Here is a 13,853-nt window from a genome sequence, read left to right as displayed (position 1 = left end):
GGCTCCCGTCGCGAGCTGCGGCTCACGGCTCACGGCTCACGGCTCACGGCTCACGGACAGGTACATTACAATAGTTGAACCGTCACCCTTTGCCCGTCCTTGACCTTATGTCGTACAACCTTTCATGACTTGGCCGGACCCTCTGGCGCTCCCCCGACCTGCGGACTTTCAATGGTCGACACCATGGCTCTGCTGCCGGCGTTCCTCCGCCCCACCCGGACGACACGACGCGCCTCGTACCTCGCCGCCCCGCCCCAGGGCGGCTTCGAGGCCGTACTCGACGCGCCCGACGACCGCCTCTCGCCCGCGCTGGTCGCGGCCGGCCGGGGCGAGTACGGCGCCGCCTCCGCCCTGCTCGCCACCACGCGCGCGGCCGGCCAGTGGGAGGACCGCGACCGCTACACGCGGCGGCTCGCGGCCTTCGCCCGCTCCCGGCCCGAGTGGTTCGAGGCCTGGCGTACGGCCGCCCCCGGCGACCCCGACGTCGCTCTGGTCGGGGCCCAGCTCGCGGTGGACCGCGCCTGGCCCTCACCGGCCCGCGCCGAGCTGCTGCGCGAGGTGAGCCCGCTGATCACGGCCGCCGCCCGCGCCGACGACCGCGACCCGGTGCCCTGGCGGATCGCCCTCGACCACGCGCGCGGCTCCCGGGCCGGCCACCGCTACTTCGAGGAGCTGTGGGAGGCGGCGATCCGGCGCGCCCCGCACCACTACGGCTGCCACGTGGCCGCCCTGCGGTATCTGGCGACCTTCTGGCACGGCTCGCACCGCGAGTGCTTCGACTTCGCCGACCTCGCCGCGCAGGACGCCCCGGCCGGCTCGCTGGTGCAGGCGCTGCCGGCCCGGGCGGCGTTCGGCTATCTGACCGACGACTGCGGACCCGAGGTGCCGCGCGAGCGGCTGGACGCGGCCGCCGACCGGGCGGTGTCGCTCTCCGCCCGGTTCCCGGGGGCCACCCCGGGGCCCGCCCAGATGCGCAACAAACTGCTGTACCTGCTCGTCCGGCTGGGCCGGTGGGAGGACGCGCGCGCCCAGCTCGGTTTGATCGGTCCGTACGCCACCTCGTTCCCCTGGGACCGGTTCTCCGACGACCCGCTCGGCCAGTTCCTGCGGCTGCGTGAGGGGCTCCTCGGGCCCAGCACGCCCGCCTTCCTGTCCGGGCTGGTGAGGACGCCGCCGCGGCCTCTGAACGAGCACCGCGGCCGAGCCTTTGCCACCGACCATTAGGCTGGGTCGCCGTGACCACCGTCCGTCTGCCCCTGTTCCCGCTGAACTCGGTTCTGTTCCCGGGGCTCGTGCTGCCCCTGAACATCTTCGAGGAGCGGTATCGCGCCATGATGCGCGAACTGTTGAAGACCCCCGAGGACGAGCCGCGCCGGTTCGCCGCGGTGACGATCCGCGACGGCCACGAGGTGGCACCGAGCGCTCCAGGCATGCCGGATCCGACGGCGCAGCTCGAGCGGGGCCCGGCCGCCGGTTTCGGCCCGGACCCCCTGAAGTCGTTCCACGGCGTGGGCTGTGTGGCGGACGCGGCGACCATCCGGGAGCGCGACAACGGCACGTTCGAGGTGCTGGCGACCGGCACGACCCGGGTGCGGCTGCTGTCCGTGGAGGCGTCGGGCCCGTTCCTGACGGCGGAGCTGGAGGAGCTCACGGAGGAGCCCGGCGACGAGGCGGGCGCGCTGGCCGAGGGTGTCCTGCGCTCGTTCCGCCAGTACCAGAAGCGCCTGGCGGGCGCCCGTGAGCGCTCGCTGGCGGGCACGGAGCTTCCCGACGACCCCTCGGTGGTCTCCTACCTGGTCGCCGCCGCCATGGTGCTGGACACGCCGACGAAGCAGCGGCTGCTCCAGGCCCCGGACACCGCCTCCCGCCTCAGGGACGAGCTGAAACTCCTTCGCTCGGAGGCGGCGATCATCCGTAGTCTGCCGTCCCTGCCCGCGTTCGAGCTGACGCGGACGCCGACCAGCATGAACTGAGCGAACCGAACCGAGGCCCGGCACCCCGATGGCGAAGAAGTCCAAGAAGCAGCAGTCCGGCGGCACGCCCGCGACCGTGGCGCTGACCGCGGCGGGCGTGGACCACACCGTCCACGCCTACGACCACGACCCCGCCCACCCCTCCTACGGCGAGGAGGCGGCGGAGGCGATGGGCGTCTCCCCGGACCGGGTCTTCAAGACCCTGGTGGCCGACGTCGACGGCGCGCTCACGGTGGCGGTGGTCCCGGTCTCCGGCACGCTGAACCTGAAGGCACTGGCGGCGGCGGTGGGCGGCAAACGGGCGGCCATGGCGGACCCGGCCCTCGCCGAGCGCACCACCGGCTACGTCCGGGGCGGCATCTCCCCGCTGGGCCAGCGCAAGAGGCTCCGCACGGTCCTGGACGACTCGGCCGGAGCCCACGACACCATCTGCGTCTCGGCGGGCCGCAGAGGCCTGGAGGTCGAGCTCGCGCCGACGGCCCTGGCCGCGCTCACGGAAGCCGTGCTGGCACCCATCGGCCGGGACTGAACGGCCGGGTGGCGCCGGTACGCCGGTCCGGGGTACGGCTCACGGGACTCCGGCCCGTCAGGCCGGACCCGGCTCCACGGCGCTCCGGCCACACCTGGCCGGCCGAAGCTCGGCGGAAGCTCCACAGGGACCCCGCTGGTCACGTCGGGACGGGGCCACGGGGGAACTCACGCCGGGTACGGCTCCTCCGGGTCCCGGGGGCCGAACAGTGCCATGAGCCCCAGGTGGACCAGCAGCGCGGCCAGGGGCCAGGCCAGCAGCGCGCCCTTCGCCCCGAGCCTCAGCGGGGCCGAGAAGGTCACGCCCTTGCCCACCGCCCTGGCGTGGGCTATGACATCGGACTCGGGCCCCAGCCAGACACCGAGCCGCCAGGCCAGCAGGGACCCCAGCAGTCCGCCGAGGCCCAGCGCCACCACGAGCGGCACGCCGCCACGCCGGCGCCACAGGAACACCACGACCGCGCTGACCAGCCCGAAGGCCAGCCCCAGCAGCGTGAAGGTGCCGTCCACGCCGACCGCCTGCTCGCCCTCGGTGTCCTTGATGTAGACCACCCAGCTCTTGTCGACCTGGTCGGCGATCAGCGGCACGTGCGGCGCCAGCCACCACCACAGCAGTCCGAGCAGCACCCCGCCCAGGGTCACCGCCACGGCGACCACCGCGGCCTCCCGCACTTCGGTCTTCATACCGGGGCCGTCCTGTTCGTACATGCCCGCGAACGGAGCCCCGGCAGGCGGGGTCTGCCGGACCTGGTGCGCGGAGTCGTCGTGCGGCGGCGGAGGCGGAGTCAGCGGTGCGGTCACCCTGACATCGTGCCAGGTCGTGCCGTGAGCCGCGTCACCGGACGGCCGCCCTGCGGTACGCCCAGGTCGCCGCGGCCAGCGAGACCACTCCGACACCCGCGCACACCCCCAGGTCAACCAGGACGACGGCCCAGTCGGGGTGTGCCCCGAAGGTCCGCGCGTATGCCTCCACCCCGTAGGTCGAGGGCAGCAGGTCCCGGGCGAGACGGATGATCTCCGGCATCCGGTCGGCCGGCAGCACGCCCAGCAGCAGGGCCGCGGACATGCCGAGCTGGCCGAGCAGCGTGGCCAGCTCGGGCCGCGGCGCGAGCAGGCCGCAGGCGGCGCCGAGCCCGGCGAGCGCGGCCCCGGCGAGCGGGATCACGGCGAGCAGGATCCACAGATTGGACAGCGGCAGCCCGAAGAGCACGCAGCCGAAGACGGCGGTCACCAGCGTCCCCGGCACGGTGAAGGAGGCGTACGCCCCCGCCGCGCCCAGCACCACCGCCGCCGGCGGCACCGGCAGCGTGGCGTAGTGGTCGAGTCCGCCGCTGGCCCGCAGCTGCCCGAAGTACTGCGACAGCAGGTTCAGCGCCACGTACGCGACGACCAGTACCGAGGACCCGGCCACCACGGACTGGGCCTCGGTGCCGCTGTCCACGACGCCCCGCATCATCACGGCGATGCCGACGGACTGGAAGGTCGCCACGAACAGCAGCGGGATACGGGCCACCCGGGCCCGGGAGAGCTGCGCCCGGTAGACGGCCACCAGCGACGGCCACAGCCGTGCGGGCGGACCGAGCTCGGCCGCGCCCGGGGCCGCCCCCGGAACGGCCCGGGCGCCGCCGGGCAGAACCTCGGCGGGTACGACACTCACGACGCGCTGCTCCTCTTCCCTACGGCCCTGGCGCACACCCGTACGCATTCCGCGGCCCGCGCGCTCACGCCTTCACCAGCCCCTGCCGGGCCGCCCCGCCCAGCGAGAGGTACACGTCCTCCAGGCTGGGTGTGGCGAGCGTGAAGTCGTCCAGGGCGGCGAAGGCGGCGCCGCCGGTCACCGTGGCGACCGCGGCCCGGGCCTCCTCGGGCGCGAGCCGGAGCGTCCAGCGCCGGCCGGACTCCGTGGCCCGCTCGCGCAAGCCGGCGACCTCGGGCACGTCCAGCGGCGCCCGCTCCCGCCACACCAGCTCCACCCGGACCTCGCCGGATACCCGTTCCTTCAGCCCCGCGGGGGTGTCGCAGGCGATGACCCGGCCCTGGTCCAGGACGGCGACCCGGTCGAGCACGGTCTCCGCCTCGATGACGTTGTGGGTGACCAGCAGCACGGTCGTGCCGCGCTCGGCCCGCCGCCGGTCCACGGCCGCCCACACCGCGCGCCGGGCCACCGGGTCCATGCCGGTGGTCGGCTCGTCGAGGACGAGCAGCGGCCGTTCCCCGACGAGGGCGGCGGCGAAGCAGGCGAGCCGCCGCTGGCCGCCGGACAGCTTCTTCAGCGTGCGGCCGGCGATCGGCGTGAGGCCGAGCTCCTCGAGCACGGCGTCCCGCTCTGCCCGTGCCCGCCGTACGTCCAGGCCGCGCAGGCGTCCGGTGGTCTCGGCGGCGAGCTCCACGGTCAGCTCGTCCAGGGCGGAGGACTCCTGCCCCAGGTAGGCGAGGATCCGGGCGGCCAGCCGGGGGTGCCTGACGATGTCGTGGCCGAGGATCCCGACGCTGCCCGCGTCCGGCCGCAGCAGCCCGGTGAGCTGGCGCACGAGGGTGGACTTGCCGGCGCCGTTCGGCCCGAGCAGCCCGAAGATCTCGCCGCGCCGCACCTCGAGCTCCACCCCGTCGGTGGCCCGCACCTCGGGCGTGCCCGGCGCCCCGCGCCGCCCCTTCACGGGGGGATAGGTCTTGGTGAGCCCGCGCACGCGTACGACCTCGTCGTACCGAAGTGCCTGTGCCGCGCGCGTACTCACAAGTGACGAGACTACGGGGTCGGGGGCCTTGACTCGTCCTCGGGGGCGGCCACCGGGGTTCAGTCCGCGGCGGGCGCGTGCTGTTCGGCGGCCGCCGGGACGTCGACCTCGCGCCAGAAGCCCGCCCGGATGGCGTAACGGTCGTGTTCGTCGATCTGGTCGTCCTTGTGGGCGAGCAGGCCGAAGCGCGCGGCGTAGCGCAGCAGCTCGCCGTCGATGCGGTGCGGGATGCGCGGGTACATCGTGGACAGCCGCTGTACGTGGTTCGGGTCGCCGAGCCGGGAGATCCAGCGGCGGGCGAAGACCTGGCCGACCTCGTACGGATCGCCGCCGACGGTGGTGATGTCCTCCTCCCGGTCGGCCCACCGCTGCTCGGCGGTGGTGAGCTGGGCGAGGGTCGGCATGGAGGCTACCTCGGGCGGCTCGGCGACCGCTCCCGGCCGGTCCACCCACCCCTTGTCGGAGGACCATCGCAGGGTCGCGGTCGTCGGGTGCTGCACGGCCTGTGCGCCGGGTGCGCGCAGCGCGGCGAGGTCCTTGGGGGTGGGCACTCCCTTGGAAGCGGCCGCCCGGCCCTGGGGGCTGTGCTCGGCGGCGGCCGACGCGTGGGCGCCCTCCTCGGCGGGACGTTCGGCGCCCGCGGTGAGCGCGGAGTCCGGCAGCGGCGCGGAGAGGATCGCGGCGATCTCGGGGCGGGGCGCGGGCGGCGGGGCGCAGACGCCGGTCAGCTCCTTGGCACGGACCGCCTGGGTGATCCAGGCCCGGTCCAGCACCCGCCGCTCGTCGGCCTCGGCGACCAGGTCCTCGGACTGGTTGTAGTCGCCGTCGGCGGCCTGGACGGCCCAGAGGTGGACGGCGACGCCGTGCTCCTTGGCGGCCATCATGCCGGGCAGCAGGTCGCCGTCGCCGGTGACCAGGACGATGTCGGAACAGGCGCGGTTGCGTGCCAGCTCGGTCAGCTCGGCGTGCATGGCGGCGTCCACGCCCTTCTGTGCCCAGCGTCCGTCGCTGCGGGTGAGCGCGCCCAGCCGGACGGTGACCCGGGGCATCACGCGCAGCCGGCGGTGCTCAGGCTGGGGGACCCGGTCGGGGGCGCCGTCGAACCAGTAGATGCGCAGCAGCGGGCGTTCGGTATCCGACTCGGCACGTTCGCGCAGGGCCTGGATCAGCGCGGGGTGATCGACGGTGATCCGGGACCGCGAGGGCTCACCGGCGAGGAGGCTGGCGGCGGCACCCAGCAGATACCCGGCGTCCACCAGGACGATGCAACGGTCCACGCGACTCACCCTCTTCCCGGGAGGTTTTGCTTCGGACTTCCTTCGAGTCTGCCCGAACGGACGGGCGTTAACGGCCGGAACTCGATCTTCGGCGTGGCGTTCAGCGAGCCCGCTCGCCCACCTTCCCTGTCACACACGGTAATTATCCGACATGCGACTGATGTCAGCGTATGTGAATCTGATCCCGGCCCTGGCCCCTAGATCCCCCTCAGGAGGCAGATCACCATGGCCAAGAACAAGAACCGCAAGCAGGGTGGCCCGCAGAACCGCGCTTCGCAGGCCGAGCACACAGCGGAACGCGCTCAGCGCCCGGCGGCGGAGGAACCCGAGTCCTCCATGGCGGGCGTCGCGGGCAGCCCCTCCGAGGTTTCCCGTAAGAAGCAGAAGAGCTTCGGCCACAACTAAAGGGCATTTGAAGCCCAGGCACACAGGAGGGGCGCACCCGGTGAGGGTGCGCCCCTTCGTCATTCGCGCGGGATTCCGGCCCGGATGCCCGGCGCCGCGGCTCAGCCGGCCAGGCAGGACGGGCCGAGCAGCACCTTCAGGTCGCCGAAGAGCGCGGGATCGGGCTTGACCCGGTGCCGGTCCAGGCGCAGCACCGTGGTCTTGCGCGGGCCCTGGAGTTTGATCCGGACCTCGCTGTCGCCCTTGTGGTGGCTGAGGATCTCGCCGAGCCGGCTGACCATGGGCGGGGTGACCCTGGTGGCCGGGATGGTGAGGATCACCGGGGCGTTGGTGCCCGCGTTGGACAGGTCCGGGACCATCAGCTCCATGGCGACGAGCCGGGGCACGTCCTCGCGCTTGTCGAGACGGCCCTTGACGAACACCACGGCGTCCTCGACCAGTTGGGTCGACACGAGCTGGTAGGTGGCCGGGAAGAACATGCACTCGATGGAACCCGCGAGGTCCTCCACCGTGGCGATCGCCCAGGCGTTGCCCTGCTTGGTCATCTTGCGCTGCAGGCCGGAGATGATGCCGCCGATGGTGACGACCGCGCCGTCGGCGTGCTCACCGCCGGTGAGCTGGGAGATGCCCGCGTCGGCCTTGTCGGACAGCACGTGCTCCAGGCCGAAGAGCGGGTGGTCGGAGACGTACAGACCGAGCATCTCCCGCTCCTGGGCGAGCAGATAGGTCTTGTCCCACTCGTCCTCGGTGAACTGCACGTCGAGTCCGAAGCCGGGCTCGTCGCCGGCCTCCTCGCCCATGCCGCCGAAGAGGTCGAACTGGCCCTCGGCCTCCTTGCGCTTGACCGCGACCACATTGTCGATCATCGGCTCGAAGTGCGCGGTGAGGCCCTTGCGGGTGTGCCCCAGGGTGTCGAACGCGCCCGCCTTGATCAGCGACTCCGTGGTGCGCTTGTTGCACGCGACCGCCTCGACCTTGTCGAGGTAGTCGGGGAACGAGGCGTACTTCCCCTTGGCCTTGCGGCTCTTGATGATCGATTCCACCACGTTCGTGCCGACGTTGCGCACGGCTTCGAGGCCGAAGAGGATCACGTCGTCGCCCTGGGCGGCGAAGTTGTGCACCGACTCGTTCACGTTCGGCGGGAGCACCTTGATGCCCATGCGCCGGCACTCGTTGAGGTAGACGGCCGACTTGTCCTTGTCGTCCTTGACCGAGGTGAGCAGTCCGGCCATGTACTCGGCGGGGTGGTTCGCCTTCAGGTAGGCGGTCCAGTACGAGACCAGGCCGTACGCGGCGGAGTGCGCCTTGTTGAAGGCGTAGCCGGCGAACGGGACCAGCACGTCCCACAGCGCCTGGATCGCCTCGTCGCTGTAGCCGTTCTTCTTGGCGCCGGCCTGGAAGATGGTGAAGTTCTTCGCCAGTTCGTCGGGCTTCTTCTTGCCCATCACTCGGCGGAGGATGTCGGCCTCGCCGAGCGAGTACCCGGCGATGATCTGGGCGGCCTTCTGCACCTGCTCCTGGTAGACGATCAGGCCGTAGGTGACGGCCAGGACCTCTTCGAGCGGCTCCGCGAGCTCCTTGTGGATCGGGGTGATCTCCTGGAGCCCGTTCTTGCGGAGCGCGTAGTTGGTGTGCGAGTCCATGCCCATCGGGCCGGGCCGGTAGAGCGCGGAGACGGCGGAGATGTCCTCGAAGTTGTCGGGCTTCATCAGGCGCAGCAGGGAGCGCATGGGGCCGCCGTCGAACTGGAAGACGCCGAGGGTCTCGCCGCGCTGGAGGAGTTCGAAGGTCTTCGGATCGTCGAGCGGCAGTGCCAGCAGGTCGAGGTCGATCCCCTTGTTGGACTTCACCATCTTGACGGCGTCGTCCATGATCGTCAGGTTGCGCAGGCCGAGGAAGTCCATCTTCAGCAGGCCGAGCGACTCGCACTGCGGGTAGTCCCACTGCGTGATGGTCACGCCGTCGGTGTGCCGCACCCAGATGGGCGCGTGGTCGACGATGGGCTCGCTGGACATGATCACGCCCGCCGCGTGCACGCCCATCTGCCGGACCAGGCCCTCGACGCCCTTGGCGGTGTCGATGACCTTCTTGACGTCCGGCTCGTTCTCGTACATCGAGCGGATCTCGCCCGCCTCGTTGTAGCGCGGGTGCGACGGATTGGTGATGCCGTCGAGGTCGATGCCCTTGCCGAGGACGTCGGCGGGCATGGCCTTGGTGAGCCGGTCGCCCATGGCGTACGGGTAGCCCAGCACGCGCGCGGAGTCCTTGATGGCGTTCTTCGCCTTGATCTTGCCGTAGGTGCCGATCATGGCCACCTTGTCGGCGCCGTACTTCTCGGTCACGTACCGGATCACCTCGACGCGCCTGCGCTCGTCGAAGTCGATGTCGACGTCGGGCATGGAGACGCGCTCGGGGTTGAGGAACCGCTCGAAGATCAGGCCGTGCGGGATCGGGTCGAGGTCGGTGATGCCCATGGCGTAGGCGACGATCGAGCCGGCCGCGGAGCCACGCCCGGGACCGACCGCGATGCCGTTCTTCTTCGCCCACATGATGAAGTCGGCGACGACGAGGAAGTAGCCCGGGAACCCCATCTGGATGATGACGTCCATCTCGTACTCGACCTGCTTCTGGCGGTCCTCCGGGATGCCGCCTGGGAAGCGCCGCTCCATGCCGCGGCGGACCTCCTCCTTGAACCAGGTGACCTCGGTGTAGCCGTCCGGGATGTCGAACTTCGGCATGAGGTTCTTCGCCTCGAACATGCCGGTGGTGTCGATCTGCTCGGCGACCAGCAGGGTGTTGCGGCAGCCCTCCTGCCAGGCGTCCGAGGAGTCGATGGCGTACATCTCGTCCGTGGACTTCAGGTAGTAGCCGGTGCCGTCGAACTTGAAGCGGTCCGGGTCGGAGAGGTTCTTGCCGGTCTGGATGCACAGCAGCGCGTCGTGGGCGGTCGCCTCGTGCGCGTAGGTGTAGTGCGAGTCGTTGGTGACCAGCGGGGGGATGCCGAGCTTCTTGCCGATCTCCAGGAGGCCGTCGCGGACCCGGTGCTCGATCTCGATGCCGTGGTCCATCAGCTCCAGGAAGTAGCGGTCCTTGCCGAAGATGTCCTGGTAGTCGGCGGCCGCCTTCAGGGCCTCGTCGAACTGGCCGAGGCGCAGGCGGGTCTGCAGCTCGCCGGAGGGACAGCCGGTGGAGGCGATCAGCCCCTCGGACCACTGGGAGATCGTCTCCTTGTCCATCCGGGGCCACTTCTGGAGCCAGCCCTCCGCGTACGCGTCCGAGGAGAGCCGGAAGAGGTTGTGCAGGCCCGTCGAGTTCGCCGCCCAGATCGTCTTGTGGGTGTAGCCGCCGGAACCCGAGACGTCGTCCCGCTTCTGGTGCGGCTGGCCCCACTGGATCTTGCGCTTGTTGCGCCGGGACTCGGGCGCGACATACGCCTCGATGCCGATGATCGGGGTGATTCCGGCCTTCTTCGCGGAATGGAAGAAGTCGTACGCCCCGTGCAGGTTGCCGTGGTCGGACATGGCGATGTGCGTCATGCCCATCTCGTTGCAGGCGTCGAACATGTCCTTGAGCCGCGCGGCACCGTCCAGCAGCGAGTACTGGGTGTGGACGTGCAGGTGCGTGAAGGGCGGCTTTGACACGGTATGGCCTCCAACGGAAACTTCGGCGACGGGCTGGCGGACAGTCTGGGGTCAGCGTCGAAGTCTATGCCCGGGCACTGACACACGCGGGGCATCCCCCACGTACCTTCGTGCGGGAACCGGGCACTCCCGCGTGGCGTCGCCCGTTGAAGACGGCGGAGACGCTGTCGCTCCCCGCACGCACATCCACGCACCACCGTCCCGCACCAGGAGGCACTCCGCGATGTCGGTCCCCGAGCTCAACGACGAGCAGCGCGGCGAGGAGATCCTCGCCGTCTTCGACACCGCCTTCGGCCGGCTCCTGGCCGCCGACCCGGCCGCGTTCCGGGTGAAGTTCCGGAAGATGGCGGCCTCGGCCTTCGCGTTCTACCGGGGCACGGCGTGCCTCTTCTGCCACGACCTCGACGCCGAGAAGCGCGGCGGCCCGTACCTCGACGACCGCACCTCGCGCGTGTGGATCCACGGCGATCTGCACGCGGAGAACTTCGGCACCTACATGGACTCCAACGGGCGCCTGGTCTTCAACGTCAACGACTTCGACGAGGCCTACGTCGGACCGTTCACCTGGGACCTGAAGCGCTTCTCCGCCTCCATCGCGCTGGTCGGCTACGCGAAGGCGCTCAGCGACGAGCAGATCACCGAGCTGGTGACGATCTACGCCGAGGCCTACCGGGAGCGCATCCACGCCCTGGCCACGGGCGCCAAGAGCGACGAGGTGCCGCCGTTCACACTGGACACCGCGCAGGGCCCGCTGCTGGACGCGCTGCGTGACGCCCGCTCGCTCACCCGCTTCGGGCTGCTGGAGTCGATGACGGAGATCCGCGACTTCGAGCGCCGGTTCGCGCCCGGCGGCGGCTCCATCGAGCTCGACGCCGCCACCCGGTACAAGGTGCTGGCCGCCTTCGACGGCTACCTGGAGACGCTTCCGGAGACCTCGCTGGCCCGCCCGGACTCCTACCGGGTGAAGGACGTCGTGGGCCGCCGGGGCATCGGCATCGGTTCGGCGGGCCTGCCGTCGTACAACATCCTGCTGGAGGGGCACAGCGACGCCCTCGAGAACGATGTCGTGATCTACATCAAGCAGGCCCAGACCCCGGCGGTCTCCCGGCACATCACGGACCCGGCGATCGCGGAGTACTTCCGGCACGAGGGGCACCGCACGGTGATCTCCCAGCGCGCGCTGCAGGCGCACGCCGACCCGTGGCTGGGCTGGACCGAGCTGGACGGCGCGGGCCAGCTGGTCGCCGAGGTCTCGCCGTACGCGGTCGACCTGGACTGGGGCGACATCGACGACCCGGAGGAGATCGCGGCCGTCGTCGCCGACCTGGGCCGGGCCACGGCCACGATGCACGCGGCGGCGGACGACACCTCCGGCGAGTCGCTGGTGCCGTTCTCGACCGAGCGGGCCATCGACGCGGCCCTCGCGGCCGACGAGGAGGGCTTCGCGCCGCTCCTGGTGGACTTCGCGCACGGCTACGGCGCACGCGCGCGTGCCGACCACCAGATCTTCCTCGACCTGTTCCGCAACGGCCGGATCCCGGGGCTGTGACCTTCGGGACTCACAGGCTTCCTTTAGGAGTCCCTTACCGGCGCGCGTGACAGACTCTGTAGTCACCATGGACATCTCCGGGACCCAGCTCAGAGCCGTACGCGCGGCGCTGTTCACGGCAGTGGTCGTGACGCTCAGCACCGCGTCGCACGTTCTGCTGTCCAGGGCCCCGCTGCCGGTGGCGACCGTGACCGCGGTCGCCACCGGAGTGTTCGTCACCGCGTACGCGCTGGCGGGCCGCGAGCGTGGCTTCGGCCGGATCGCGGCCCTGCTGGTCCCGCTGGAGCTGGCCGCCGACACGGTGTTCACCACCGGCCAGCAGTCCTGTTACGGCAGGGCGGGCGGCCCGGTCGCGGGTCCCCTGCACGCGTTCGGCTTCGACGTGCTGTGCCGGGGCGGCAGCGTGGGCTCGCCGCTGGCCCAGGTGACCGGAGCGCCCGGCCGTGGTGCCGTGGTCCCGCTCGCGGACGCCGGCCCGGCCGCCGCCTGGCTGCTGCTCGCCGCGCACCTCGGCGTGGGGCTGCTGGCCGCCGCCTGGCTGCGCCGGGGCGAGCGGGCCCTGACCCAGCTGCTGGGCGCGGTCACGGCCACCTCCTTCCGGCCGCTGCTGCTGGCGGCGGCAGCGGGCACCGTGCGGCTCCTGCCTGTCCGCCGGCAGCCGCGCCCGGCTCCCTGGCCGGCCGTCGCCCGCGACCGGCTCCTGGTGCACTCCCTGGGACGGCGTGGACCGCCGCGCTCCCGCGCCCTCGCCCTCGTCTGAGCGGCGACCGCTGAGCACGACCAGTCCCCCACACGTATCCCGCGTACGACGTGTGCGCGTCCCACATGGAGATCAACACTATGAGCAAGCGGAACAGCCAGTCGGCGAAGACGGCGGCCCGGGAGCGGCTGCGCCAGGAGCGCGAGCGGCAGGCAAAGCGCGACAAGGCCAGGCGGCAGATCATCGTGGCCGGCTCGGTCGTGGCCGTGCTGGCGGCGGCGGGCGGCATCGGCTACGCCGTGGTCCAGGCCAACAAGCCGGGTTACTGGGACGGGCTGAAGGACGCCTCCAGCGTCGTCACCCCGGCCAACACCACGGGCACCAAGGGCACCACGGTCGTCATCGGCAAGGACACCGCCAAGAAGACCCTGAAGGTCTACGAGGACCCGCGCTGCCCGGTGTGCGCCCAGTTCGAGCAGACGGTCGGCTCGACGGTGAAGAAGGACATCGACGGCGGCAAGTACAAGATCCAGTTCGTCGGTGCCACGTTCATCGACCGTGACAACGCCGTGGGCTCCAAGAACGCGCTGAGCGCGCTCGGCGCCGCGCTCGACGTCAGCCCGGAGGCGTTCCTCGAGTACAAGAGCGCGCTCTACTCGGCGAAGTTCCACCCGGACGAGCAGACGGACAAGTTCAAGAGCGACGACTACCTCGTCAAGGTCGCCGACACCGTTCCCGCGCTCAAGAACAACGCCAAGTTCGAGAACGCGGTCAAGAAGGGCACGTACGACGCCTGGGCGATGGCGATGTCCAAGACCTTCGACGACAACAAGGACGGCGTGTCCGGCACGCCGAGCTTCGTCATGGACGGCAAGAAGCTCACCGCCGACAGCCAGGGCAACCCGCCCATGACGGTGGCCGACTACAACCGGGTGCTGGACGCGGCTCTCAAGGGCTGACCTCCGGTCAGAACCGGAGCACCGTGTGAAGAGCGGGCGAACTTTCGGAGTTCGCCCGCTCTCGCGCATACCGATCAGTAACCTGA

Annotated in this window: 12 protein-coding genes; 7 read left to right on the top strand and 5 right to left on the bottom strand. The window is 71.2% G+C overall.

Features of this window, described 5'->3' with window-relative positions:
* The first annotated feature begins 171 nt into the window (after window positions 1–171).
* The 3 genes from ABZ478_RS17790 to ybaK are packed head-to-tail and all read left to right on the top strand — an operon-like array spanning window position 172 to window position 2,502.
* Window positions 172–1,224, top strand: a complete 1,053-nt coding sequence (locus ABZ478_RS17790) for a hypothetical protein (RefSeq protein ID WP_359550218.1) — start codon at window positions 172–174, stop codon at window positions 1,222–1,224.
* A gap of 11 nt (window positions 1,225–1,235) precedes the next feature.
* Entirely contained in the window at window positions 1,236–1,973 is a 738-nt protein-coding gene (locus tag ABZ478_RS17785) for an LON peptidase substrate-binding domain-containing protein (protein WP_359550216.1), read from the top strand.
* 28 nt (window positions 1,974–2,001) lie between these two features.
* Entirely contained in the window at window positions 2,002–2,502 is a 501-nt protein-coding gene (ybaK, locus tag ABZ478_RS17780) for a Cys-tRNA(Pro) deacylase (protein WP_359550215.1), read from the top strand.
* Window positions 2,503–2,669: 167 nt separating this feature from the next.
* Here ybaK and ABZ478_RS17775 read toward each other — a convergent pair whose 3' ends face one another.
* The 4 genes from ABZ478_RS17775 to ABZ478_RS17760 all read right to left on the bottom strand — a co-directional run bounded on the left by ABZ478_RS17775 (window position 2,670) and on the right by ABZ478_RS17760 (window position 6,513).
* On the bottom strand, window positions 2,670–3,302 hold the full coding sequence (locus ABZ478_RS17775; protein ID WP_359550213.1) for an AAA family ATPase: 633 nt from the start codon (window positions 3,300–3,302) through the stop codon (window positions 2,670–2,672).
* A gap of 34 nt (window positions 3,303–3,336) precedes the next feature.
* On the bottom strand, window positions 3,337–4,158 hold the full coding sequence (locus ABZ478_RS17770; protein WP_359550211.1) for an ABC transporter permease: 822 nt from the start codon (window positions 4,156–4,158) through the stop codon (window positions 3,337–3,339).
* 64 nt (window positions 4,159–4,222) lie between these two features.
* A complete protein-coding gene (locus tag ABZ478_RS17765) occupies window positions 4,223–5,236 on the bottom strand; it encodes an ABC transporter ATP-binding protein (protein WP_359550208.1) in 1,014 nt (337 codons plus the stop codon).
* A 59-nt stretch (window positions 5,237–5,295) separates the two neighbouring features.
* On the bottom strand, window positions 5,296–6,513 hold the full coding sequence (locus tag ABZ478_RS17760) for an NYN domain-containing protein (RefSeq protein ID WP_359550205.1): 1,218 nt from the start codon (window positions 6,511–6,513) through the stop codon (window positions 5,296–5,298).
* A gap of 225 nt (window positions 6,514–6,738) precedes the next feature.
* On the opposite strand from ABZ478_RS17760, the gene ABZ478_RS17755 reads away from it, so the two are divergent.
* Window positions 6,739–6,918 (top strand): hypothetical protein, encoded by a 180-nt coding sequence (locus tag ABZ478_RS17755; protein ID WP_359550203.1) that lies wholly within the window; start codon window positions 6,739–6,741, stop codon window positions 6,916–6,918.
* Between the two features lie 101 nt (window positions 6,919–7,019).
* Here the strand turns inward: ABZ478_RS17755 and dnaE are convergent, their stop codons facing one another.
* Window positions 7,020–10,559 carry a DNA polymerase III subunit alpha gene (gene dnaE / locus ABZ478_RS17750; RefSeq protein ID WP_359550202.1) on the bottom strand — a complete coding sequence of 1,180 codons (3,540 nt, stop codon included), beginning with the start codon at window positions 10,557–10,559 and terminating at the stop codon, window positions 7,020–7,022.
* A 223-nt stretch (window positions 10,560–10,782) separates the two neighbouring features.
* On the opposite strand from dnaE, the gene ABZ478_RS17745 reads away from it, so the two are divergent.
* From ABZ478_RS17745 to ABZ478_RS17735, 3 genes are all read left to right on the top strand, one after another.
* Window positions 10,783–12,108: a DUF2252 domain-containing protein gene (locus ABZ478_RS17745; RefSeq protein WP_359550200.1), complete on the top strand. Its 1,326-nt coding sequence runs from the start codon at window positions 10,783–10,785 to the stop codon at window positions 12,106–12,108.
* 67 nt (window positions 12,109–12,175) lie between these two features.
* Complete coding sequence (locus tag ABZ478_RS17740) at window positions 12,176–12,868, top strand: hypothetical protein (protein WP_359550489.1); 693 nt, start codon at window positions 12,176–12,178, stop codon at window positions 12,866–12,868.
* Between the two features lie 80 nt (window positions 12,869–12,948).
* Window positions 12,949–13,767, top strand: coding sequence for a thioredoxin domain-containing protein (locus ABZ478_RS17735; protein ID WP_359550198.1), 819 nt, complete (start codon window positions 12,949–12,951; stop codon window positions 13,765–13,767).
* The last annotated feature ends 86 nt before the right edge of the window (window positions 13,768–13,853 follow it).

It is taken from the genome of Streptomyces sp. NPDC005706 (genome assembly GCF_040631045.1).
Taxonomy (GTDB): Bacteria; Actinomycetota; Actinomycetes; order Streptomycetales; family Streptomycetaceae; genus Streptomyces.
This window is presented reverse-complemented; position numbering and strand designations above follow the sequence as displayed.

Bases quoted from the DNA above. Each gene is read 5' to 3' on its own strand.
- ABZ478_RS17755 (WP_359550203.1), top strand. From the start codon at position 6,739: ATGGCCAAGAACAAGAACCGCAAGCAGGGTGGCCCGCAGAACCGCGCT.
- ABZ478_RS17745 (WP_359550200.1), top strand. From the start codon at position 10,783: ATGTCGGTCCCCGAGCTCAACGACGAGCAGCGCGGCGAGGAGATCCTC.
- ABZ478_RS17735 (WP_359550198.1), top strand. From the start codon at position 12,949: ATGAGCAAGCGGAACAGCCAGTCGGCGAAGACGGCGGCCCGGGAGCGG.
- ybaK (WP_359550215.1), top strand. From the start codon at position 2,002: ATGGCGAAGAAGTCCAAGAAGCAGCAGTCCGGCGGCACGCCCGCGACC.
- ABZ478_RS17790 (WP_359550218.1), top strand. From the start codon at position 172: ATGGTCGACACCATGGCTCTGCTGCCGGCGTTCCTCCGCCCCACCCGG.
- ABZ478_RS17740 (WP_359550489.1), top strand. From the start codon at position 12,176: ATGGACATCTCCGGGACCCAGCTCAGAGCCGTACGCGCGGCGCTGTTC.